This window comes from Pseudomonas sp. FFPRI_1 (genome assembly GCF_055384485.1).
This window is the reverse complement of the sequence record NZ_AP029168.1, coordinates 4,117,541-4,139,419: the sequence shown is the minus strand read 5'-3', so window position 1 is coordinate 4,139,419 and position 21,879 is coordinate 4,117,541. Positions and strand designations below refer to the sequence as shown.

The window sequence follows — 21,879 nt, the reverse complement described above, 5'->3', positions numbered from 1 at the left end:
GGCGGGTTTTTTCTCTCTGTCTCCCGGGCTTCGAACACAGCCAGGAGAACCCTCATGAACCGCCCCAGCCGTCCCGCCAGCACGCCCCAGCCCTCTGCCGACATGGCCTTGCTGGAGCGCTACGTGAAGATGATTCTCGCCGCGCCGGTCTACGACCTGGCGCTCTGCACGCCGTTGCAGGCTGCACCGGCACTGTCGCAGCAGTTGGGCAACCAGGTGCTGCTCAAGCGTGAAGACCTGCAGCCGACTTTTTCCTTCAAGATCCGCGGTGCCTACAACCGCCTGGTGCAACTGAGCGCCGAGCAGAGGCAGCGCGGGGTGATCACCGCGTCCGCCGGCAATCATGCCCAGGGCGTGGCGCTGGCGGCGCGTGAACTGGGGATCAAGGCCTGCATCGTCATGCCCGCCAGCACCCCCGAGCTCAAGGTGCAGGGGGTGCGCAGTCGCGGTGCCGAGGCGCTGTTGCACGGCGAGAGTTTCCCCTTTGCCCTGGCCCATGCCCTGAACCTTGCCGAGCGCACGGGCAGCACCTTCGTCTCACCCTTCGATGACCCCCATGTGATTGCCGGGCAAGGCACCGTGGGCATGGAGATCCTGCGCCAGCAGCAAGGCGCGCTGGATGCGATCTTCGTCCCGGTGGGCGGTGGCGGGCTGATCGCCGGGATCGCCGCCTACGTCAAATACCTGCGTCCGGAAATCCGCATCATCGGTGTCGAATCCGAGCACTCCAACTGTCTGCAGCAGGCGCTGGCGGCGGGCGAACGGGTGATCCTGCCTTCGGTGGGCAGCTTTGCCGACGGTGTCGCGGTGGCGCAGATCGGTGAGCACGGTTTCCAGGTCTGCCGGCACCATGTGGACCAGGTGATCAGCGTCAGCAATGACCAGCTGTGTGCGGCGATCAAGGACATCTACGACGATACCCGCTCGATCACCGAACCCTCCGGGGCCCTGGCGGTGGCCGGGATCAAGGCATACGTCGCCCAGACCGGGGCGCGGGGGCAGACCCTGGTGGCCATTGATTCGGGGGCCAATATCAACTTCGACAGCTTGCGCCATGTGGCCGAGCGCGCCGCCTTGTGCCGTTCCCAGGAGCTGGCGCTGCAGGCTTGAGGCAATCTCTGTGGAGGCTGTGCCGTGTGCGGAGGGCAGGGCTGGCCAAGGCGCTCCTCGCGGGTGCCCGGCTGGCCAGTGCATGGCTGGCAAGCCGGAGCTCGGGCCTGTGCCTTCAGCGGCGGGTCAGGACAGCAATGGCCGCAGGAAGCTGCGCTCGTAGCTGAGGATGAATTTCTTCTCCACCACCGAAGCCACCAGGGCCACGCTTTCGGCGTCGCTCAGGGCCGCCTGGCGATAGGCTTCATAGTCTGCCAGCGAGGGAAAGCTGAACAGGCAATAGGCAATGTTGCTGGCGCCTTCGGAGGGCAGGAAGTAACCATGGTGGGTGCCACCAAGGCGCCTGACCACGGCGATCCAGGCTTTGGAATAGGCCTCGAACTCGGCCAGTTGGTAAGGATCGATCACATATCTGACGTGGCAGGTAATCAAGGGCGAGCTCCTGGCATGAGAACGGGTTATTCCTGGCGGGCCTGCTGGACCTTGTCGGCAGCGCTCCACAGGCGATAGCGCACTTCCACGTCCTTGGGCGCATAGATCACGATCGGCAGTTTGCTGTTGTAGCGCAGGACAAAGCCGTCGCCGATCACCGGCACGAAGTCCTGGCGAGTCTGGCCATCGGGGCAGGCCATCTTGGTGCTCACCGGGCCGCTGACCTGCTCCAGGCGATAGTAGGGATAACCCCAGCCTTCGAGGTTCTTTTCCTCCAGGTTGCCCCCCAGACGCTGTCGGTTGCAGTCCACGGTGAGGGTCTTGCCGGCGAGAATCTCGACCTTGTAGCGGTCTTCATGCTGCTGCTTGGGCAGGTGGATGACCTGACGGGTGAAACCGTCCTCGGCCTTGGGGTAGGGCGCGGTGTCTTCGAGCGTGGCGGCCAGGGCCTGCACGGACAGGGCCGAGAGCAGGGCCGCGGTGTTAAGGGCAATCGGACGCATGGTGCCTCCTGGCTGATGGAATCTGGAACAGTGAACAGCGTTTGCACCCGATCGGGTGCCATTCGGGTGAGAAATCGTCCCGGGCATTCTGCAGGGCGCCGTCGCCTTCCTGCAAACGCAGGTTGCGTGACAGGGCATTTTGCCCGGCTGACGGGGGCATTTCTTGCACTTTGCATGGGCACTGCCGCAGCGAATTTGCCCAACATCTTGATTTGCCTGGTGGTGTCGCCAAGGGCAAGGCAGGCACGTTTCCTGCCTCTTCAACCCAAGGCCCGGTGGTCGAACACCGCTTTGCAGAACCTCGCCTGGCACGCAATTGGATAGGTGGTTGATCGCCTCCGCCGATTCAAGCCGTAAAGCCCGGTGCTCAGAGCGAAATCGAATTTAGCAGGGTCGGCAAAGCGGCTTAGTCTGTAACTTGGCTTGGTCTGCAAGGAACCCAAGGCCGAGCCGGGAACACCCACGAACACGGACGTCACTGCTGTGCAGCGGTTTGCCAATTATTGGCCGTCTCGAGAAAAGGAGAGAGTCGCCATGTTTTTATCTGCCCTGGAATTGCGCAACATCATTGAAAGCAGCTTTCTGCCCAAGCGCTGTCAATGCACCTTGAGTCCAGACCTGTCGATGACGGTGAAAGTCTTCGCAGATCAAAATACCGACCGGGTCGACCTGCTGGTCACCGGCATCGATGCTTCGCTGCTCAATGGCTGTCGCGAGATCAACGAGCTGATCGCCGAGTTGCGTTACGACCTGGCCCATAATCCCAGCTTGCTGGCCGCTGCCAGGCGCGTGCACTGACCGCGTTGCTGTTGCCGGGAAACAATCCTCTTGCAAGCGGCCACCGCAAGCGTACCTGCGGTGGCTGGGGATCGTGTGCTGGCAAGGTGGTCACGGGCCCGGCACGTGCCCGGGCAGACCAGCCTGCCCTGACCAGGAGGGAGGTGACGGCAATACGCCCTCCAGCGACCGGCTTCAGTTCTGGTAGTCGCAGGCCTGGGACATCTTGCGATAGGTGATTTCCTCAGCTTTGCCCGTATTGTCGATGTACTTCATGTCGGCGGTGATGACCTTGCAATCAGCGGTATCGGGCTCGCTCATCGAGATCACCTTGGCCACGTGCAGCGGCATGCCGTAGTGGTAGGGCACGGCCACCGTGCTGTCGGCCTGGGCCAGCCCGCTGAGGGCGCTGAGCAGCAAGGCAGCGGTCAATCCGGTACGCAGATTCATGGCGGTTCTCCAAGACAGACTGAACGTCAGTTTTGCGCCCGAACAGGCACAGAACTTGCCGCGCAATGCGTCAGAATATTCTGAGTCAGCGCGGTCAAGCTCAGTGTCGAGCGGCAGGATTAACCGTCGATTAATTTCAGTAGGGAGCTAATAATCTTTTCCTGCCTTCTGTTCGTCCTTTATCGCTCGCTGTAGGCAATCCGTTGATGGTGGGGCAAGGCCTGGTTGAGCAACTGTTCCAGGGATTGTTCAGGCGGAAGATAGTCGTCGCCGAAATCGCCATCGGCCCATTGCGTTGGATGGGCCACCACTTCCACCAGCCCTGAGGGCCGAAAGCCCTCCAGCAGGTCCCGGGGCGTGCATACCGCGCTTGGCGGCTGCCCGGACAACCAGCGTATACGCCGGTTCAAGGCACTCTTGAACAGCCATTTGAGCGGACCGATATTGCCGCCCACGTTGCGTGCCAGGCGTACCGGCACCCCTTGCCGGGCGGCGAAGCGTGCGACGATCGGGGCAATCGGCCACAGGTTGTGCACGTGCTGGTGGGAGTCGATATGGCTCGGGCGCAGGCCCTGGTCGAGACAGCGCTGCCACTGTGCCTGCAGTTCCTGCTGCACCGCCTCGACCGCCGCCGCCGGCAAGCGCAGGGCCGAGCGCGGCACTTCCAGGTCGAACTGGCCCTGGGCATTGCAGAACAGCGGCTGGGCACGGATGGCCACGCTCAGGGGCGCGCCGTAGGTCAGGTTGAAATGCAAGCCGATACGTCCCAGCAGCGCATGCTCGTGGACCAGGCGACAGGCATCCTCGAAGGCCGGCATGTTGGCCATCAGCGTGGCGGAACTGATGACCCCGCGTTTGAACGCGCGCAGGGTCAACTGGTTGTAGTCCGGGTCGAGGCCGAAGTCGTCGGCGTTGACGATGACGCGGTGCGCGTGGCTGGCAGCCAAGTTGTGTTTCATGGGCGAGCCCCTTGTTCAGTGATGGCCTGACGCCGGTCGCGCCAGGCCTTGAGGCGAGGTTTGAGTTGCTGCCACAGACGTTCGGCGACGCCCGCCAGCAGGCCCCGGGGGCGCCAGGAGTAGAAGCTCCAGCGCTGGTGCTCGACCACGCCGCTCATGCGTTCATGCAACTGGTGGCTGGAGCGGCTGAGGCTGACCCGGGAGGCGTCGACCCACTGCCAGCCCTCGTCCAGGCCCCAGCGGATCCATTCGTCCAGCAGCAGTCGGCCGCTGCCCAGGTTGGCGTAGTCGGCCAGGAAGGCGATGTTGTAGTCATACAGTCGGCCCTGCTCCAACAGGCCCAGGCGATAGCTGATGCAGCGCCCCTGGTGCTCGAGCATCACCACCCGGACGCAGCCTTCGACAGCCAGGCCGCACAGGGCCGTGTGCATCCATTGCTGGCGCTGTTCGCCGGAGAAGATCCCCAGGCCGTCGGCGCCTTTCCAGCTGGCCTGTTCCACTTCGCAAAGCCTCTGCAGGACGCTGCCCATGGCATCGGCCTGGGGCGCCAGGCGCACCACCCGGGCGTCGATTTCCCCGCAGCGCTTCTTCGCCCGGCGCAGTTCATAGCGCAAGGTGCCGGTGGCTTCCCCGCGGTCACTGTCGACAATCAGGTGCTCGGGTGCGCGACAGCTCAGGGATTGGTCGCTGTAGCTGCTGGCCCGGCACCAAGGCGCCAGCAGGCCCTCGGCCTGCACCAGCTCATGCAGTTGCAGCAGGTCGTGGGGCAACTGCCGGCGGATCCTGCGCAGCGCCTCGGGCATGGCCCCGTGCGCCGGGTCCGCCACCAGCAGCGCCAGGCGGTCGCTCAGGGGATGCCCCAAGTGACGCACCACCTGCAGCGCCAGGCCGGCCCTGGATTCGCGGCTGCGCACCAGCGGCAGGCAGAGCACCAGGCGCTGCTCCTGCCAGCCCAGCAAAATCTGCAGCTGCTGCGAGGGGTTCAGGGCCTGCTGGGCGCCCCGCAGCCAGCTCAGGCGGTTGAACGGCGTTGCCCGCTCGACCCCCTGGCGCAGCTGTTCATAGGCGCCCACAGGAAAGTCTTCGGCGGTGAGGCTTGTACACCATTGCCAGCGCAGGTTCACGAGTGCTCCTTGTCGGACTGGCTGGCCGCGCCCTGTGGCGGGGCCAGGCGCCCACGGCGCAGGTGATGCAGGCGCGTCTGGTGATAGGGGCGGCGGCGGTGGAAATGCAGGCAGCGCAGCAGGCAATAGACATGCAGGGATTCGCCGACCTCCTGGAAGCCCAGGCGCATGTGCATCTTCAGGGCCGGCTCGTTGCGCACGTTGACCAGGGCCCGGGTAGCCTTGAAACCGCGCCCGCGGTACTCGTCCCAAAGCATCTTCTGCGCCAGGATCACCACCCCCGAACCGCGGAACGGTAGCGCGCATTCACCGGCGAACTGGTACAGGCAGCCGGGCGGTATGCGCATCCAGCAGCGGTACAGTTGATCATCGTAGTAGTCGCGTTCACTGATCCAGACCATCATCATCACGTTGCCGTCTTCGTCCAGGTGCGCGCTGCCGCGGCTGCCCTTGTCGAGCAGCCCGCGGATCGCCGGCAACTGGGCCTTGAAGTACTTGTCGAAGGCCGGCAGCAGCTCCCTGGTGATGCGCACCTGGGGCCAGCGGCTGGGATTGATCGGGCAGGGCACCGGCAAGGCCAGGGAGCGTTCCAGGGTCAGCAGTTCCCAGTGGTAATAGAAGAAGCGTTCACAGAACACCCGCAGGCTGCCACGCAGGCCCTTGCGGCGGATTTTGGCCAGCAGGCCGGTCAAGCGACTCATAGGGTTTTCCAGGTCAAGGCAAACAGGGTTTCACCGGGCAGTTGGAACACTGCTCGGCCATCGCTGCACTGCACCTCAGCGCTGCGCCTGCGGCCGTCGGGGCCGAGCAGGGCAAGGCTCGGGCCGGACTGGCAGATCTGCAGCGCGCCGCTCAGCGCGATGGTCTGGGTGCGGGGTGTCTTGGCCACCCCCAGCAGGCTGTGGCGCCGGCCATCCTGCAGGGCCAGGGCGTCGACTTCGAAGGCCGGGTTGTCCAGGGCCTGGACCTGCGCCAGCCAGTGCTGCTGGATGAACTGCTGAGCCACCGCCACCGGTTTCAGGCTGAAGCTCTGGCCGTTGCGCTGGGCCAGCATGCCCTTGGGGTACTCAGGCTCATCGGCGGCCTGGAACCAGTTGAGCATGTCCAGCAGGCCATCCTGGGAGGCGTTGATCACCACCGAGGCCCACCACAGGGCGGCATAGTGAGTGTCTTGCTGATAGGGGCTGAGGTCCGGGCCGCTGGAGATGTTGGTCTGGCTCAGCAGCAGGGCCTTGCGCGGCCGGCCCTGTTCGTCGAGCCCCACCAGGTCGGCGGCGGCGCGCACGCTGTTGCGGTAGCGGCGGGTGGCCAGCAGGTCGCGGACCATCCATTCATGCCAGGCCAGGGCATCGATGTCGTGGCCGTGCTCGGCCAGCAGTTGCCGCGCCCAGTCGATGCCGCGGCGCTGCCCGGCACCGATCCGGAACGGCCCGTCCAGCAGCCGGGAACTCGCCGGCATGGCGATCCGCACGCCGGCCGCCCGGGCCTCTGGGTTGGCCTTGGTATGCTCCAGCATCCGCGTGAAGTAGCTGGCAAACGCCCCATAGCTGGGGTAGTTGAGGTTGGGCTCGTCGGCGAAGGCCAGGTAGTGCAGGCCCTGGTTGCCCAAGCGCACACTGTCGGCCAGCCAGGCGTCGAGCCCGGCGAAGCTGGTGCTGTCGGCATCCAGCACCGCACGGCGCCCGGTGCCCGCCAGCAGGGTGATGTCGCGATCGATCCCGAAGGTTTCGCGGTACAGCTTGCGAAAACTCAGCTCGCGTTCGGGCTCGGCCTTGATCACATCGACGAAACTGTAGAAGTTGGCCGCCCGCGGGCCGAGGGCGCGCAACAGTTCGAAGGTCGATTGTGGCGGTTCGGCGTAGGGCAGGGCGATCCCCAATTGCGGGCTGGGGCCACGCACTTGCGGTTTGAGGCTGAGCTCGACCTGCGCCGGGGTCCATTGCAGCGGGTGCAGTTGGCGCAGGTCCTGGGCGAACAGGTTGGCGCTGCCGTCGAGCCAGAAGGCGACCTTGCCCGAGCCACCCAGGGACAGGCGCCAGATTTCGTCCTGCGGGGCCACGGGCAGCGCCACCTGGTCGAACTCGCCGTATTGCGGGTGTTCTTCGAGCTGCAGGCGCACCCGCTGGCCGTCACTCAGCCGGACCGCCTGGAGCACGCTGACTCCGCCGTAGTATTTGCCGGCCAGCACCGCCTGCTCACCTGCAGCCACGCGAAAGTACAGCTCGACCCCGCTGGGCACGTCGGCACTGAAGTGCACCTTGGCCGGCTCGAACTGGGCACGGGTGGCGCTGTCGTGGAACACCTTGAAGTTGCGGAAGCTATAGCCCGGCACCTGCAGTCGGTAATCGCCCTGGGCGGCGGGGAGCGGCACGTCGCGCTGGCCATAGGGCTGGTCGGCGCGAATCTCCAGCTGTTGCAGCAACTGGCCGTCTGGGGCCAGCAGGTACAGCTGCTCCTGATTGGCGTCGCTTTGCCAGGCCGGGCTCCAGCGCAGTTGCAGGGTGTCGGCGGTGTCGGCCTGGAGGTACAGGCTGCCGTCGCGGATGTCGCCCCATTGCATGGGCGCCGCGTGCAGGGATGAGGCTGCCCAGAGCCATGTCAGGGCGAGCAGGGAACAGGGTTTCATTGACGCTTTTCCTTAGGGCGCAGTAATTGGCGCAGGTAGACAAGGTCCTCGGGCAGCAGGAACAGGGTGCGATACCAGGCCACCCCGCTGAGCTGGCAATACAGGCCGAGCATCACCAGGCTCACCGCCAGGTAGGCGATGGACGAAGCCAGGCCGGCGCCGACGATGCCCAGGTGGGGAATCAGCAGCGCGTTGAGGGCCAGGTTCAGCAGCGCGCCGCCGGCCAGCAGCAGCGACAGGCTGCCGGGGCGCTGCTTGCCCAGCAGGTCCAGGCGCAGGATGCTCGCGTAGCACAGGCCGAACAGCCCCGGCAGCAGGGCCAGCAAGGCGTTGTAGGCCGGGGCGTAATCGGCGCCGAACAGGGTGACGATCAGCCATTGGCCGATCAGCGCCATGCTCAGGCAGGCGCCGAGCATCACCGTGGCGGTCAGGCGCAATGCCAGGGAGGTGAGCTGCTCGATGCCGGCGCCCTGTTGCAGCAGGCGCTTCATCAGGGGCGTGGTCACCGCTTCGGGAATGATCAGCAGCAGTTCCGCAGCGGCACTGGCCATGGCATACCAGCCCAGGGCGGCCGGGTCGAGGAGCGCACCGATAAACAGATAGTCCGAGCGCAACATCAGTTGCTGGGACAGCACCCCCGGGTGGCTCTGGGCGCTGTAGCGCAACAGCTTGCCTTGTTCCCCGGTCTGCCAGCGCAGGCGCAGGTCATGAAAGCGCGCCAGCCAGCACCAGCCGACCACCACCACCAGCAAGGTACCGCCCAGCCAGCTGAGCACGGCGGCCGACAGTGGCTGGTCGCGCCAGATCCACCACAGGCCGACGAACAGCAGCAGCGGCACCAGGGACTCCAGCAGGCGCAAGGCGTTGAAGGCCTCGACCCGGCCATCGGCGTTGTGCAGGGTCAACAGCCCGCTCTTGAGCACGGTAATCGGCACTGCCAGCAGCAACAGCCAGGCCAGGTCCCCCAGTTGCAGGCTGAGGTCCCACTGGCTGCCGACGGTGTTCATCAGTGCCAGGCCCGCCAGGGTCAACAGGCTGGCCAGCAGGCAGCCATAGACCAGCACCTGGGTCAGCAACAGGCCCATGGGCCGCTGGCGCGCGGCGTCATAGCCAACGGCGGTATTGAGGCCGCCGCTGGTGAGGGCGGCGATCAGGTCCGGCAGGGTGCTGAGCAGGGCGAACAGGCCACGGTCCGCCGGCCCCAGCAAGCGTGCGAGCAACACGTTGCGCAGCAGCCGCAGGCCGATCATCGCCAGGCGCGTGCCCATGCTCAGCGCCAGGTGCCACAGGTAGCCGCCGCGCTTCATGCCCGTGCCCCCTGGAGCAGGCGCCAGGCCAGGAGACCAGGGTGCGCGGCGCTGGCGTGACTGACATCGATACGGGGCAGGGCCAGCGCCGGATTGCCTTCGGCCTCGATCAGGCCGGGCCGGGTGCCCAGGGCGTAGCGATAGCCCAGTTCGGCCACCGCGGCGCGCACCTCAGGGCTGTGGTCGCCATTGGGGTAGCAGTAGACCGCCAGCGGTGCCTGGCAATGCTCCCGGAGTGTGGCATGGGAGCGCAGCAGGTCGGCGCGCAATGCCGCTGCGTCGAGGCGGGTGAGAATGCCGTGGCTGGCCCCATGGGGCCCGAAGCGCACCAGCCCGGAGCGCTCCAGGCGCTTGACCTGGGCCCAGTCCAGGCTCTGGGGGGCGCCAGTGTCGGGGCAACTGTCGGCGAGGGTTTGCAAGGTTTCTGGCGCCAGGCCTTTGAGGCGCTGCAAGTAGCAGGCGAGCGCACGGCTGCGCGCATCGCTGGTGCCGGGCTGCAGCAGGCTCGGCGGTGGCGTCAGTTGCAGCTCCTGCAGCTGCGCGAGCAAGGGCTGGAGGGCTGCGCCGTGGCCCGGCTGCCACAGGGTTTCGCCGATGGATTCCCACCAGAAGCCCTGGTGGCTGCCGATGAAATCGGTGGAGAGGAAGATGCTCGCCGGCACTTCGTAGCGTTCCAGCAGCGGATAGGCGATGTCGGCGTTGTCGCGCCAGCCGTCGTCGAAGGTCAGCGCAACCCGCGGCCGGTCGCCGCCCGGGAGCTCCAGGAGCTGCTGCAGGGGCACGCAGTCGAAATGCCGGCGCAGCCAGCGCAGCAACTGTTCGAACTGTTTCTGGCCGACGCACAGGGCAGCCCGGTGGGGCTTGGCCGCGGTGCTGGAATCGGCCAGCACCCGGTGCAGCATCAGTACCACCCCGGCATCGCTCAGGCGGGCGCGCCCGAGGCTGTGCAGGTAAGCGCTGCCGAGCACGCGCTTGAAGGATTGTTTGAGGGTCATGTCAGCGGTTCTGTTGTGGGTTCCACTGGGCGTAGTGCTGCCCGCGGAGAAATTGCCAGAGGCCCACACTCATGCCGGCCAGGGTCACCAGCACGAAGCCGGCGAGACGAAACACCTTGGGCAATCGCCCGCGACTGTCCAGCAGCCCCAGCACCCCGGCCCCGTAGCCCAGCACCTGGGCGATCAGGCTGAGGCTGTAGAAGGCCCCGGCGTTCCACAGCAACAGGCTGCTGAGCAGCAGCGGCAGCAACAGCACCGGTGCCAGGCGGCGGATCAGCTTGTGACTGATCAGGGCGATGGCATAGGCGCCGTGACGCCAGGGATTCATCAGCTCGCGGCGCTGGGCCAGGCTCTGCAGGCCCCCGACCGTGACCCGGATGCGCCGGCGGAACTGCTTGCCGGCTTCGTCTACGCCCTGGTCCAGGACCTGGGCCTCTTCCACATAGACGATGCGCTTGCCCGCCACCGGGGCGCAGGTGCTGAGGAAGAAGTCATCGTTGACCTGTGGTGGAATCCGCTGGAACAGCTCCCGGCGCAGGGCCAGCAGCGCGCCGTCGGCCGAGACCATGCAGCCGGTGCGGTTTTCCGCTTGGCGCAGCCAGGCTTCGTAGTGGCGGTACAGGCTGTCGCCCAGGCTCAGGTTGTGCCCCGGATCGGGAATGATCATGTGCCCGCCACAGGCCCCGACCTGGGGGTCGGCCAGGGGCGCGAGCAGCTTGCCCAAGGTGTCGTTGGACCATTGATTGTCGGCATCGGTGAACACCAGGATGTCATTGCGCGCCAGTTCCACCGCGGCGTTCAACGCCCCGGCCTTGCCCACCCGAGGCAGGTCCAGGACCACTACCCGTGAGTCGCGCACTCCCAGGGCCGTGGCCACGGTGTCGTCGCTGGAGCCATCGCTGGCGAGGATGATCTGCAGGTCCGTGGCCGGGTAGTCCTGCGCCAGCAGGGTGCGCAGCTTGTGCTCGATGTGCGGGCCTTCGTTGTGCGCGGCGATGATCACGCTGACCGACAGGGGCGGGCCCTGTTCCTCGGGGCGGCGCTTGACGAACAGGCTGAGCAGGGCCAGCAGCAAGGGGTAGCCGACCCAGGCATAGACGGGCAGTAGCAGGCACAGCCAGAAAATTGTTTTAGCCACGGTCAGGTCTCACTGCAGAACGGTTGAACAGACCCTGAACCAGGGCCGCGGCGCCCAGGTGCAGGCGCACCCAGTGCAGCAGCCAGAGTTGCAGGACGAATAGCGGGTCGCGTTGCCGCAGGCCCTGGCGCAAGGCCAGGACCAGGGGCGCCAGAGCGCCGCTCAGCAGGCACAGAGCGGCGATGCCCGGCCGGCCCAGCAGCAGGCCGAGCAAGGCCAGCGCACTCAGGGCGGCGCAGGCCAGGCACAGCAGCGGGAAGCGCAAGAGACGCCAATTGAAACCGCTGCCCTTGAGCAGTTGCACATGGCTGCCCTGGCGCCAGCGTTCCTTGCCGGCCCATTCACCCCAACTGCCTTCGAAGCCCCAGTGCAACACCTGGGGCTGTGGCAGGCTCAACTGCCGGGCGCCAGCCGCGTGCAGGCGCAGGCCAAAATCCTTGTCCTCGCCGGTGCGCAGCTGTTCATCGAAGCCGCCGACACGCTCGAACCAGATGCGTTGCAGGCACAGGTTGGGGGTCGGCATCCATTGCAGCAGGCGCGCCTGGCCGCCTGCAGCCAGGCTGCGACGTTGCCAGGCCCGGGCGAACCAGGGCGCGCTTTCAGGGGCGGCGCAATCAAGGGCGAAGACCTCCGCGCGCTGTTGCTCCAGGGTCTGCTGCCAGAGTTGCAGCCAGTTGCCGGGGACCTCGATGTCGGCATCCAGAAACGCCAGGCAGTCGCCCGTGGCCACCGCGGCCCCGCGATTGCGCAGGGCACCGATGCTGATGCCGGGGCACAGCAGGACCTGCGCCCCCCGTTCCCGGGCCTGCTGCGGGCCGCGATCGGTGGAGCCGTTGTCGACCACGATCAATTCGCAGTCGACGGCGGCGGCCCTGGCCGCGCGAATCACGCTGTCCAGGGTCCGGGTGATGTGACGCGCCTCGTTGTACATGGGCACTATCACGCTGATCCTTTGCATCTTTGCCTCCCTTGGCCAGATTGCGTTGTTGTCATGGGCGCCGGGTCACGGCGCTGGGTTCTGCGGTCTGCTTCCTGTGCCTGCGGCCGTTGCCGAGGGCGTGCCCGACCCCCAAGGGCGCGAGGCCGGGCGGGTGTGGAGGGCGCCTGGCCCGCAGCCACGGGGCGCGCCGGATCAGCTAGGGCCGGGATGCGTCGAGGCTTGCTCGGCCTGCACTCGCAGCACGCTGGACAGGGCCAGGAAAATCCACAGGTACTTGTGGTTCGGCGCACTGAGAAACAGCAGGAAGACCGCCAGGGCCAGCAGGCTCAGGCCCAGGTGGGTGGCGATGTCGGCCTGTTCGCGCTGGCCCCGGGCGAGGAATGCCAGGCGCGCCCGTTCGAAGTTGCGCAGGCCCATGAGCATCAGCGCAACAAAGCTCAGGCCGCCGGGAATGCCCAGTTCGCTGAACAGTTCCAGGTAGGTGTTGTGGGCCCGGCGGAACAGGTCCGGCTCGTTCATGTTCTCCGAGAAGCTGCTGGCGAAACCGGTCTGCGCGTAGTGGATCGGGAAGGTCCCCAGGCCCGAGCCCAGCAGTGGGTTTTCGCGGATCATCTGGCCGCCCACCACCAGGTAGGAGGTGCGCCGGCCCAGGGAGGTGTCCGCGGAATGGGCGCCGGACTTGAGCATGCCCAGGGACTGGATCCGGGCCACGTAGTCCGCCGGCAGCACGGCAATCCCAACCGGCACGATGATCGCCACGGCGAACATGGCGAACCCCAGGTGCTTGGGCCGCAGGCCCTTGAGCCGGTCGCGGTAGTGCCAGGCACCGATGGCGAGGGTGAACAGCACCACCAGCAGCCCCGAGCGCGAGTCGGTCTTGGTCATCCCGGCCATCAGGGTCAGGCTGATGCCGATCCAGAACAGCCGCACCGGCCAGTGGGGTGAGCGCAGGGCGAGGAAGATCGCCGGCGGCACTGCCATGGCGATCAGCAAGGCGAAGTAGTTGGCATCCTGCAACAGGCCGATGGCGCGGCCGCCGACCTGGTACTTGGCGGAAACCAGGGCGATCACGCAGGTGATCGCCACGCTCACCGCCAGCAGGCGGCAGAGCATCAGCAGGTTGACTTCGCGGGCGATCAGCAGGGTGACGAAGAACAGCACCAGGCCTACCGCCAGCTCCCGCAGGCTGTCCAGGGACACCAGCAGGTTCTCGCTGTACATCAGGCTCAGCAGCAGGCACAGCAGGAACGGGCCGAGGGCCCGCCACAGGTTGCTGCGCAGTCGGGTGTCGGGGATCTGCCGCAACAGCAGCTTGAACAGCATGATCAGGATCAGCGAGGCGCCCAGCAGCTTGGCCCCGGAAAACGCACTGTCCTTGAACAGGCCTTCGAAGGGCACCAGGGCGCAGATCCCCAGCAGGCCCCAGCCGGGCCGGCGATAGAGCAGGGCCAGGCCGAACAGCCCGACTACCACCAGCGGCGCCAGAAACGGCCAGGGACTGGCGAGCAGCAGCAAGCTGGCGAGGCCCAGCAGGAGCCCGAGAAAAGGTGCGGCGATCATACCGGGGTGGCCTCTCTGGCAACGCGGTACAGCTCATCCCAGCGTTGCGCCAGGGTCGGCAGGTGATAGTGCTTGCGCTGCGTGGCGCGGGCGGCCTGGGCCAGCGCCTCGCCCAGGGCCGGGTCATCCAGCAGTTGGCCGATCTGCCGCTCCAGGTCGGCACTGTCCTCGGGTTTGGCCAGCAGGCCGTTGTGCCGGTGCTGCAGCACATCGGGAATCCCGCCCACGGCGAAGGCCACCACCGGGGTGCCGGCCTGCATGGCTTCGAGCAGAATCATCGGGGTGCCTTCGGTGCGTGAACTGAGTACCAGCACATTGAGGCGCTTGAGCCAGGGCTGCATGTCCTGCTGGTACCCCGGCAACAGGATCCGCAGGGCCAGCCCGGCCTCTTCGATACGCTGGCGCAGGGCCTGGTTCTGCTCGCCATCCCCGAGCAGCACGGCCTTGAGCTCCGGGCGCTGGTGACACAGGGCGATCAGTGCGTCGAGGAACAGGTCCGGGCCTTTTTCCGCACTCAGGCGGCCGACAAACCCCACCAGGGGCCCCAGTTCCTCGCGCCGTACTTCACTGCGCAGCAATGGCGCCGCAGGGGCCGTGGGCAGTTCCACCGCAAGCTCCGGCAGGCCATTGGGGATCACCAGCAGTTTGCTCTCGGCCACCCCAGCCCGCAGGTGCAACTGGGCGATGCTCTGGGCCACGCAGGCGACCCGGCGTACCTGCCGGCTGCGGCACAGGCGCAGGCTGGTCCAGGTGTAGAGCTTCTGTTTCAGGCTGCGCGGGGTAAAGCCGTGCTGGGTCAGGACCAGGGGCAGGTGCAGGCGTCGGGCGCAGACCCAGGCAAACACCTGGGCCTTGAAGTTGTGCGCGTTGAGCAGCCCCGGCTGTTGCCGCAGGTGCGCCAGCAGGCTCTTCAGGCACCGGCAGTTGTGGCTCGGTACGCCGGCATCGGTGAAACGCGCCAACAGGGCATCGGGGGCGTTGAGGAACACCACCCGGTGCTGCCCCGGTGTGACCCGGCAGTGATCCAGCAGCATGCGTTCGGCACCGTAGAAGCCGCCACTGTGGATCAGGTGCACGATGGGCTGTGCGGCCATGCTCAGGTCGCTCACTGCTTGGCCCAATACCAGGCCCAGCGCCAGGTCCAGCGCGGGTAGGGGTTGACCTGCTGCTCCTCGACCGCATTGAGCACCATCAGCACCGGCAGGCCGAGGTGATCACTGACCTGGGCCGGGTGCTTGAAGCGGTGGTCGAAGAACTCGTAGACATAACCCAGGGCGATGGCCAGCAGCAGGCCGGTGAGCAGGCCCAGGGGAATGATCAGCATCGGCTTGGGAAACGCTGCCTCGCTGGGTTCGTAAGGCTGGCTGAGGACCCGCGCGTTGGACAGCTCGCCACTGATCATCCGTTCGCCACGGCTCTCTTCGTAGCGCTGGGTGTAGGTGAAGAAGGCTTTGTGCAAGGCATCGATTTCAGTGTCCAGCTGGCGCAACTTGCTCAGGACTTCTTGCAGGTCGCGCACCCGGGTCTTGTATTCGTTGATTCGCGCCGTCTTCTGGGCAATGACCGATTGGGTGATCTGCAGGTCGCTGCTGCGCTCGCGCACACGGTTTTCCACGACCTTGAGGAATTGCGCGCGGGCCCGGGTGATCTGCTCGCGCTGCTGCTGCATCGGCACGCTGTCGGCGCGGTAGGTGTCGGCGGTGGTGCCGTACTGGCTGACCAGGTTGGTCAGTTGCTCGCCCAGTTGCTTGATCTCGCGGTCTTCATAAGCCACGTTGTCCACGGTATTGGCGAAGGCAAAGGGGAAGGTGTAGTCGGTCAGGCTGCCCTTGCGCGCGGCGGCCAGGTTCTTTTGCAGGTAGTCCAGGCGACGCTGGTTCTCCAGGGCCTGGTCGCGGTAGCCGTTGAGGGATTGTTCCTCGGTGTTGATGGCGTTCAGGCGGAAGGTGATCTCTTCCTTGGGGTCGGAGGCGTGGGCCGCTTCCAGCAGGGCCTGGCGCTTGCCTTCCAGGTCATCCAGGCGCGACTGGTACTGGGCCTTCTTCTGTTCATAGAAGGCTTCGGGCAGTTCGTTGGATTGCAGGTCCTGGCGGTTCTTCAGGTAGTTGGCCAGCAGGCGCTCGACGAAGCGCGTGCCTTCGGCGGCATTGGGGCTGGCGTAGACGATGGAGATCACGTTGGAGCCGGGCAGGGTGCCGATCTTCAGGTCCTTGACCGCCTGGTCGGTGAAGGCATCCAGGCTGGTGTCGCGCACCGGGTCCACGGCCAGGCCGAAGAAGCCGCGCACCGGGTTGATCACATGGTTGCGCAGCGGGTCGATCAGGCCATTGCGGATCGGCTTGACGATCAGCCGGGTCAACAGGCCCTCGCTGCCACCGAACTGGCCCTCGCTACGCAACTGGTCGATGGTGGTGCGGATCAGGGTCGGCGAACGCAGGATGTTGCTCTCGGTCTCCATGTCGGCCAGGGACGGCGGAATGAACTTGTCGCTGTCCGGGGTGAGCATGGTGTTGGCGTCGGTCTGGGACAGTTTCTTGGACTGCACGATGACTTCCGCGGTGATCTCGAAGCTCTGCTTGAGTACCAGCGGCAGCAGCAGCGCGACCACGGCGAAACCCAGGAACACCCGCTTGATCAGGCGCCGATTGACAAAGAACACGAGCAGGAACTCGTGCAGGTAGTTTTCGATCTTGGTCATCAAGAGGGAACTCAGTTGTTGTTCGTTTCTTTGTTGTCGACGCGGTAGCCGAAGCTGAACCCGACACCCTGGAACATGATCACGTCCGCCAGCTGCTTGCTCAGGGCGCCGGCCTTGGCCAGGCGGGTCTTGGGCACGTAGAGCATGTCGTCGGGCTGCAGGTAGGCGAACTGCAGGGCCTTGCCGTCCAGCGCCGCATCGGCGTCATAGACCCGGGCTTCGACCTGGTTGCCCTTGCGCCGCATGATCACCACCGAATCCAGGCGCGCGGTGGGGCCGGCGCCCTTGGCCAGGGTCAGGGCTTCAAGCACCGAAATCGGCCGGCGGATCGGATAGGCCCCCGGCTGGCCGACTTCGCCCATGACGAACACCTCGTTGGCGGCGGTGGTCTTGAGCAGCACATCGACGCTCACCGGGCCGACTTCCTTGGCATAGCGCTGGTTGATCAGGCGCTGCAGCTCGCTCAGGCTCTTGCCCTGCAACGACAGGCTGCCCAGCAGCGGGAAGCTGGCGCGGCCGTCGGAGCCGACCACGATCTCGCGGCTCAGGCCGGTGGCCGGGTTGGTCAGGCTGGTGCGCAGGTTGTCCAACTGGGCCATGGCGTGGGAGATCGAAAAGGTGATCTGCGGCTTCTTCAAGACCTTGGCGTACTGGGTTTCCAGGGCCTGGCGCGCCTGTTCGGCGGACAACCCGGCGACCTGGATATTGCCCACGTAGGGCATGTCGATGCTGCCGTCGGGCAGCACCAGCTTGCTGCCGCCCAGTTCCGGCGCGGTGAGGAAACTCACGTCCACCTGGTCGCCGGGCTGCACCAGGTAGCGCTGCTGGCTGGTGGTGCCGATGTGGAAGATCACGTCGAGCACGTCCTGGGGCCGCAGCACCTGTTCGATGGGCATGACTTCGGTGAGCTGGGCCTGGTCGGCCGGGGCGCTGAGGATCTGCACCGGCATTTGCTGCGGCTCGCGGTTGACGCAGCCGCCGAGGGCCGCCAGCAGCAGCGACAGGCTCAGCAGGGAGAGCGTTGGCTTGTTCATGGTTACACGGTCCTTGTGCCGGTCAGAGACGGTCATAAACCCACTTGGGCATGTAGTACTTGCGGGCGTTGAACACGCTGCCGATCAGCTTCGCCTCGGCCTGGATCAGCCGTTGCGCGGCAGCCTGGGCCACCTCCCAGCGGGTTTCCTCGCTGCGCACCACCAGCACCACACCGTCCACCTGAGTGCTCAGGGTGAGGATGTCGCCGCTGCTGTACACCGGGTCGCCGTCGATGATCACGAAGCGGTATTCCTCGGCCAGGACCTGCAGCAGTTCGCGCAGCAGTTCCGGAGTCAGGCGCTCGCTGTACTGCTGGCGGCGGCCCAGGGGCAGGAAATCGAAATCCAGCGCTTCGCTGCGCTCGATGCACGAGGCCAGGGAGGGCGGGACATCGGCCAGGGCCAGGTCGAGGAAACCTTCGCGCTCGCCCAGGTCCAGGCGCCGGGTCAGGCTGTTTTCCGAGAGGCTGGTGTCCACCAGCAACACCCGGCCGCGACTGGTGCGCGCCAATTCATTGGCCATGCTCAGGCTGCTGCTGGTGATGCCGCTGTTGCGGTTGGCCGCCGTCAGCAGGATCACCCGCAACTCCTGGTCGAGCACGGTGACTGCCAGGTTGCTTTCGCTGGGGCTCTGGATGTTCAGACTGGCTAAGGTTGCTGCCGCCATTTCAACTTGCTCCATGGCCGTTGAGGACCTTGAAAGGGGTTTTGATCAGGATCTTCAGGTCGAGCCAGGGGCTCTGCCGGAAGATGTACGTCATGTCGAGGGTCACCCGGCCGTCGAAGTCCACATCGCTGCGCCCGGACACCTGCCACAGGCCAGTGATCCCGGGGTAGATGCTCAGGCGGCCGAGGTGATGTTCCTTGTAGGTCTGGGCATGGAACGAGGTGGGGCGCGGGCCGACGATGCGCATCTGGCCGAGCACCACATTGATCAGGTTCGGCAGCTCGTCGAGGCTGGTACGGCGCAGGAAGCCGCCGATCCCGGTGATCCGCGGGTCGCGGTCGATCTTGAAGTCCACCGAGTCCGGGCCGTGCTTGTTCAGATGGCGCACCGAATCCTTCAGGGCTTCGGCGTTGACCACCATGGTGCGGAACTTGTACATGCCAAAGCGCCGGCCACGAAAACCGGTGCGCAATTGCACGAAGAACACCGGGCCCGGGCTGGTGAGCTTGATCAGCAGGGCCACACCCAGCAGCAGCGGCGACAGCAGCACCAGCAGCAGTGCCGCCAGCAGTGCCGAGGTCAGGCGCTTGCTGCGTGACAGGGTCCAGGAGCGGCCGCCGTTGCGACCGCTGATCCAGCCGTGCTGCTGCAGATCGATGGCGGCCTGGACCTTGCGCCGGAACGAATCGTTGCGGCGATCGATGCGCGCCGGTGCAGGCGCCTCGGTTGCAGGCGCGGAGAAGGGTCTTTCCATATCCACCGGAAGTACTTCCATTGCAAAGGGTTGGGAGAAAACGAGCAGGGAGGCGAGCCGCGGCTCAGGAAGCGCCGCGCTGGTAGTAGCTCTGGTACCACTGGACGAAATGGCTCAAGCCGTCTTCCAGGGGCACTTGCGGGCCGAAACCGGTGAGGTTTTCCAGGGCGCTGACATCGGCGCAGGTGTTGAGCACGTCGCCAGGCTGCAGGGGCAGGTATTCCACCTGGGCCTGGTGGCCGAGGAGCTTTTCCAGGGTCGCCACGTAGTCCTTGAGTTCCACCGGGCGCTGGCCGCCGATGTTGAACAGGCGCCAGGGCGCCATGCTGGTGGACGGGTCCGGCTGTTCGCGGTCCCACAGCGGGTCGCGCGTTGGCGGCTTGCCCAGCAGGCGTACCAGGGATTCGACGATGTCGTCGATGTAGGTGAAGTCGCGCTGGTGCATGCCATAGTTGAACAGTTTCAGCGGCCGGCCCTGGCTGATGGCGTCGGCGAACAGGATCGGCGACATGTCCGGCCGGCCCCAGGGACCGTAGACGGTGAAGAACCGCAGGCCGGTGGCGGGCACGCCGAACAGGTGGCTGTAGCTGTGGGCCATCAGTTCGTTGGCTTTCTTGCTCGCGGCGTACAGCGACAGCGGGTGGTCGACGTTGTCGCTGACCTTGTACGGGGTCTGCTGGTTGGCGCCGTACACCGAGCTTGAAGAGGCGTAGATCAGGTGCTGCACCGGGTAGCGCCGGCACATCTCCAGCAGGTTGAGAAAGCCGGTGAGGTTGCTGTCCAGGTAGGCCTTGGGGTTCTCCAGGGAGTAACGCACTCCGGCCTGGGCGGCGAGGTTGATCACCACCTGGGGACGGACTTCGGCGAACAGTCGCTCCAGGCCCTCGCTGTCGGCCAGGTCCTGGCGCAGCAGGGGAAAGTGCCCCACCTGCTGTTCCACCCAGCGCACCCGGTCGTGCTTGAGCTGGGGGTCGTAGTAGTCGTTGAAGTTATCCAGCCCGGTGACCTGGTGCCCATCCTTGAGCAAACGCAGTGCGGTATGGGCGCCGATAAACCCGGCGGCCCCGGTGATCAGGATATTCATGCGCTCAGAGCCTCGGGCACACGGTAGGGCAGGCCGATGCTCAGGTAGTGCAGCCCGGCATCCGCCGCTTGTTGCGGGTTGTAGAGGTTGCGTCCGTCGACGACCAGGCGATCGTTGAGCTTGTCCCGCAGCAGCTTGAAGTCGACCACGCGAAAGGCCTTCCACTCGGTGCAGATCACCAGGGCGTCGGCGCATTGCAGGGTGTCGTCGCGGGTTGCACACAGGTGCAGGTCGTCGCGGTAGCCGTACAGGCGCCGGCATTCGGTCATGGCTTCCGGGTCGTAGGCATAGACCTTGGCCCCGGCGTCCCACAGTGCCTCCATCAGGTAGCGGCTGGTGGCTTCGCGCATGTCATCGGTGTTGGGCTTGAAGGCCAGGCCCCAGAGCGCGATCACCTTGCCCTGGAGGTTGTCGCCCAGGTGCGCCTTGAGCTTGCGAAACAACACATGGCGCTGCTGCTCGTTGACGTCGCGCACGGTCTTGAGCATGTGCGGCTCCAGGCCGTGGCTCTCGGCGGTGTGGATCAGCGCCCGCAGGTCCTTGGGGAAGCACGAGCCGCCGAAACCGGCACCGGGGTAGATGAAGTGGTAACCGATCCGCGGGTCGGCGCCGATGCCCTTGCGCACGGCGTTGATGTCTACCCCCAGGCGTTCGGCCAGGTTGGCCATCTCGTTCATGAAGCTGATGCGCGTGGCGAGCATGGCGTTGGCCGCGTACTTGACCAGCTCGGCGCTGCGGTTGTCCATGAACATCAGGCGGTCATGGTTGTGGTTGAACGGCGCGTACAGTTCGCTCAACTGCTGGCGCGGCTGCTCGTGGGAGCAACCGACGATGATCCGGTCCGGGCGCATGCAGTCGGCCACGGCCGAGCCTTCCTTGAGGAACTCCGGGTTGGAGACCACATGCACCCGCAGCTCGGACTTGCCCAGATCGGCCAGTTGCTCGGCGACGGTCTCGATCACCAGGTCGGCGGTGCCCACCGGCACCGTGGACTTGATCACCAAGGTCTTGTCGCTGAGCATCAGGCAGGCAATGTTGCGGGCCACCGCCAGGACATGGTCGAGGTCCGCCGAGCCGTCTTCATTGGAGGGGGTGCCGACTGCGATGAAGATCACTTGCCCATGGCTCACGGCGTCGCTGGCCTGGGTGGTGAAATGCAGTCGGCCGGCTTTTTGATTCTCTTCGATCAGGGTCGCCAGGCCCGGTTCGTGAATCGGTGGAATGGCACGCTGCAGTTGGGCGATCTTGTGGCTGTCGATATCGACACAGACCACGTTATGCCCAACATCGGCGAGAGCGACTGCTTGTACCAGACCGACATAGCCAGTACCAAAAACGCTGACTTCCAAGGAAATGACCTCGTCCATGATGAGTGTTGGGTGAGGACATCGCTCACCGTTCTGAAAGGGTTATGGCACAAGGCCGCTATCACGCTCTTTTTTTGACACTATCACAATGATGAGGCGGTTAATTGACGTTTATCCGTGTTACATAAATGACACTGCTGTTTTATTTAATTTTCGTTATGGATAAAATCCATATAAAACAATGATTTATATCTATTCATGATGGTCATCATGGAAAGCGTCAAATACTTGTTTACAGCGTGAGAAATCTAAAAAAAACCGACGAATGGCAACATTTTCGACCTGAGCGGTGATGTTTTTTTGCCATTGTCGACTAGCGAGGCACCATTCATAGTGTTGATTATGATCGAGTAG

The 21,879-nt window shown here is 65.4% G+C and carries 20 protein-coding genes and 1 pseudogene; 2 read left to right on the top strand and 19 right to left on the bottom strand.

All coding sequences use genetic code 11. From position 1 onward, the window contains the following. Positions 1–54: 54 nt before the first annotated feature. Positions 55–1,092: pseudogene (gene ilvA, locus ACZ5BO_RS18335) on the top strand (threonine ammonia-lyase, biosynthetic); the annotation flags it as partial. A gap of 144 nt (positions 1,093–1,236) precedes the next feature. On the opposite strand, the gene ACZ5BO_RS18330 reads toward ilvA, so the two are convergent. Both ACZ5BO_RS18330 and eco read right to left on the bottom strand, forming a co-directional pair. After that, the gene (locus ACZ5BO_RS18330) at positions 1,237–1,542 is read right to left on the bottom strand and encodes an NIPSNAP family protein (protein WP_464696009.1); all 306 of its coding nucleotides are present in this window, start codon (positions 1,540–1,542) and stop codon (positions 1,237–1,239) included. Positions 1,543–1,568: 26 nt separating this feature from the next. Continuing rightward, positions 1,569–2,045, bottom strand: coding sequence for a serine protease inhibitor ecotin (gene eco, locus ACZ5BO_RS18325; protein WP_464696008.1), 477 nt, complete (start codon positions 2,043–2,045; stop codon positions 1,569–1,571). Positions 2,046–2,579: 534 nt separating this feature from the next. Here eco and ACZ5BO_RS18320 point away from each other — a divergent pair. After that, the gene (locus ACZ5BO_RS18320; protein WP_025127386.1) at positions 2,580–2,843 is read left to right on the top strand and encodes a DUF1652 domain-containing protein; all 264 of its coding nucleotides are present in this window, start codon (positions 2,580–2,582) and stop codon (positions 2,841–2,843) included. Between the two features lie 174 nt (positions 2,844–3,017). On the opposite strand, the gene ACZ5BO_RS18315 is transcribed toward ACZ5BO_RS18320, so the two are convergent. The 17 genes from ACZ5BO_RS18315 to ACZ5BO_RS18235 all read right to left on the bottom strand — a co-directional run bounded on the left by ACZ5BO_RS18315 (position 3,018) and on the right by ACZ5BO_RS18235 (position 21,507). Continuing rightward, positions 3,018–3,272, bottom strand: a complete 255-nt coding sequence (locus tag ACZ5BO_RS18315) for a DUF2790 domain-containing protein (RefSeq protein WP_025127385.1) — start codon at positions 3,270–3,272, stop codon at positions 3,018–3,020. Positions 3,273–3,451: 179 nt separating this feature from the next. Further along, positions 3,452–4,231 (bottom strand): ChbG/HpnK family deacetylase, encoded by a 780-nt coding sequence (locus ACZ5BO_RS18310; RefSeq protein WP_025127384.1) that lies wholly within the window; start codon positions 4,229–4,231, stop codon positions 3,452–3,454. Further along, positions 4,228–5,355: a GNAT family N-acetyltransferase gene (locus tag ACZ5BO_RS18305; RefSeq protein ID WP_464696007.1), complete on the bottom strand. Its 1,128-nt coding sequence runs from the start codon at positions 5,353–5,355 to the stop codon at positions 4,228–4,230. Before ACZ5BO_RS18305 ends, ACZ5BO_RS18310 begins: the two co-directional genes overlap by 4 nt. Next, positions 5,352–6,056, bottom strand: coding sequence for an N-acetyltransferase (locus ACZ5BO_RS18300; protein ID WP_464696006.1), 705 nt, complete (start codon positions 6,054–6,056; stop codon positions 5,352–5,354). The genes ACZ5BO_RS18305 and ACZ5BO_RS18300 overlap by 4 nt, the downstream gene beginning before the upstream one ends. Further along, positions 6,053–7,981 carry a hypothetical protein gene (locus tag ACZ5BO_RS18295; protein ID WP_464696005.1) on the bottom strand — a complete coding sequence of 643 codons (1,929 nt, stop codon included), beginning with the start codon at positions 7,979–7,981 and terminating at the stop codon, positions 6,053–6,055. Before ACZ5BO_RS18295 ends, ACZ5BO_RS18300 begins: the two co-directional genes overlap by 4 nt. Continuing rightward, positions 7,978–9,288: an oligosaccharide flippase family protein gene (locus tag ACZ5BO_RS18290; protein ID WP_025127380.1), complete on the bottom strand. Its 1,311-nt coding sequence runs from the start codon at positions 9,286–9,288 to the stop codon at positions 7,978–7,980. Before ACZ5BO_RS18290 ends, ACZ5BO_RS18295 begins: the two co-directional genes overlap by 4 nt. Next, positions 9,285–10,283: a polysaccharide deacetylase family protein gene (locus tag ACZ5BO_RS18285; protein WP_464696004.1), complete on the bottom strand. Its 999-nt coding sequence runs from the start codon at positions 10,281–10,283 to the stop codon at positions 9,285–9,287. The genes ACZ5BO_RS18290 and ACZ5BO_RS18285 overlap by 4 nt, the downstream gene beginning before the upstream one ends. A 1-nt stretch (position 10,284) precedes the next feature. Continuing rightward, on the bottom strand, positions 10,285–11,421 hold the full coding sequence (locus ACZ5BO_RS18280) for a glycosyltransferase (protein ID WP_025127378.1): 1,137 nt from the start codon (positions 11,419–11,421) through the stop codon (positions 10,285–10,287). Continuing rightward, entirely contained in the window at positions 11,414–12,379 is a 966-nt protein-coding gene (locus tag ACZ5BO_RS18275) for a glycosyltransferase family 2 protein (RefSeq protein ID WP_464696003.1), read from the bottom strand. The genes ACZ5BO_RS18280 and ACZ5BO_RS18275 overlap by 8 nt, the downstream gene beginning before the upstream one ends. Positions 12,380–12,553: 174 nt before the next feature. Next, positions 12,554–13,921: an O-antigen ligase family protein gene (locus ACZ5BO_RS18270; protein WP_464696002.1), complete on the bottom strand. Its 1,368-nt coding sequence runs from the start codon at positions 13,919–13,921 to the stop codon at positions 12,554–12,556. Beyond that, on the bottom strand, positions 13,918–15,015 hold the full coding sequence (locus ACZ5BO_RS18265; protein ID WP_464696001.1) for a glycosyltransferase family 4 protein: 1,098 nt from the start codon (positions 15,013–15,015) through the stop codon (positions 13,918–13,920). Before ACZ5BO_RS18265 ends, ACZ5BO_RS18270 begins: the two co-directional genes overlap by 4 nt. A gap of 11 nt (positions 15,016–15,026) precedes the next feature. Beyond that, a complete protein-coding gene (locus ACZ5BO_RS18260; RefSeq protein WP_025127374.1) occupies positions 15,027–16,619 on the bottom strand; it encodes a GumC family protein in 1,593 nt (530 codons plus the stop codon). 11 nt (positions 16,620–16,630) lie between these two features. Then, positions 16,631–17,653, bottom strand: coding sequence for a polysaccharide biosynthesis/export family protein (locus tag ACZ5BO_RS18255; protein ID WP_025127373.1), 1,023 nt, complete (start codon positions 17,651–17,653; stop codon positions 16,631–16,633). A gap of 22 nt (positions 17,654–17,675) precedes the next feature. Further along, a complete protein-coding gene (locus tag ACZ5BO_RS18250; protein ID WP_025127372.1) occupies positions 17,676–18,320 on the bottom strand; it encodes a CpsD/CapB family tyrosine-protein kinase in 645 nt (214 codons plus the stop codon). Between the two features lies 1 nt (position 18,321). Further along, positions 18,322–19,074, bottom strand: coding sequence for a sugar transferase (locus tag ACZ5BO_RS18245; RefSeq protein WP_025127371.1), 753 nt, complete (start codon positions 19,072–19,074; stop codon positions 18,322–18,324). A 64-nt stretch (positions 19,075–19,138) separates the two neighbouring features. Further along, on the bottom strand, positions 19,139–20,158 hold the full coding sequence (locus ACZ5BO_RS18240) for an NAD-dependent epimerase (RefSeq protein WP_464696000.1): 1,020 nt from the start codon (positions 20,156–20,158) through the stop codon (positions 19,139–19,141). Continuing rightward, positions 20,155–21,507, bottom strand: a complete 1,353-nt coding sequence (locus tag ACZ5BO_RS18235) for a UDP-glucose dehydrogenase family protein (protein ID WP_464695999.1) — start codon at positions 21,505–21,507, stop codon at positions 20,155–20,157. The genes ACZ5BO_RS18240 and ACZ5BO_RS18235 overlap by 4 nt, the downstream gene beginning before the upstream one ends. Between the last annotated feature and the right edge of the window lie 372 nt (positions 21,508–21,879).

What these genes read in the sequence shown, in the direction of transcription:
- eco (WP_464696008.1), bottom strand. Translation starts at nt 2,045, where the DNA reads ATGCGTCCGATTGCCCTTAACACCGCGGCCCTGCTCTCGGCCCTGTCC.
- ACZ5BO_RS18320 (WP_025127386.1), top strand. Translation starts at nt 2,580, where the DNA reads ATGTTTTTATCTGCCCTGGAATTGCGCAACATCATTGAAAGCAGCTTT.
- ACZ5BO_RS18315 (WP_025127385.1), bottom strand. Translation starts at nt 3,272, where the DNA reads ATGAATCTGCGTACCGGATTGACCGCTGCCTTGCTGCTCAGCGCCCTC.
- ACZ5BO_RS18310 (WP_025127384.1), bottom strand. Translation starts at nt 4,231, where the DNA reads ATGAAACACAACTTGGCTGCCAGCCACGCGCACCGCGTCATCGTCAAC.
- ACZ5BO_RS18300 (WP_464696006.1), bottom strand. Translation starts at nt 6,056, where the DNA reads ATGAGTCGCTTGACCGGCCTGCTGGCCAAAATCCGCCGCAAGGGCCTG.
- ACZ5BO_RS18295 (WP_464696005.1), bottom strand. Translation starts at nt 7,981, where the DNA reads ATGAAACCCTGTTCCCTGCTCGCCCTGACATGGCTCTGGGCAGCCTCA.
- ACZ5BO_RS18290 (WP_025127380.1), bottom strand. Translation starts at nt 9,288, where the DNA reads ATGAAGCGCGGCGGCTACCTGTGGCACCTGGCGCTGAGCATGGGCACG.
- ACZ5BO_RS18285 (WP_464696004.1), bottom strand. Translation starts at nt 10,283, where the DNA reads ATGACCCTCAAACAATCCTTCAAGCGCGTGCTCGGCAGCGCTTACCTG.
- ACZ5BO_RS18275 (WP_464696003.1), bottom strand. Translation starts at nt 12,379, where the DNA reads ATGCAAAGGATCAGCGTGATAGTGCCCATGTACAACGAGGCGCGTCAC.
- ACZ5BO_RS18270 (WP_464696002.1), bottom strand. Translation starts at nt 13,921, where the DNA reads ATGATCGCCGCACCTTTTCTCGGGCTCCTGCTGGGCCTCGCCAGCTTG.
- ACZ5BO_RS18265 (WP_464696001.1), bottom strand. Translation starts at nt 15,015, where the DNA reads ATGGCCGCACAGCCCATCGTGCACCTGATCCACAGTGGCGGCTTCTAC.
- ACZ5BO_RS18260 (WP_025127374.1), bottom strand. Translation starts at nt 16,619, where the DNA reads ATGACCAAGATCGAAAACTACCTGCACGAGTTCCTGCTCGTGTTCTTT.
- ACZ5BO_RS18255 (WP_025127373.1), bottom strand. Translation starts at nt 17,653, where the DNA reads ATGAACAAGCCAACGCTCTCCCTGCTGAGCCTGTCGCTGCTGCTGGCG.
- ACZ5BO_RS18250 (WP_025127372.1), bottom strand. Translation starts at nt 18,320, where the DNA reads ATGGCGGCAGCAACCTTAGCCAGTCTGAACATCCAGAGCCCCAGCGAA.
- ACZ5BO_RS18245 (WP_025127371.1), bottom strand. Translation starts at nt 19,074, where the DNA reads ATGGAAAGACCCTTCTCCGCGCCTGCAACCGAGGCGCCTGCACCGGCG.
- ACZ5BO_RS18240 (WP_464696000.1), bottom strand. Translation starts at nt 20,158, where the DNA reads ATGAATATCCTGATCACCGGGGCCGCCGGGTTTATCGGCGCCCATACC.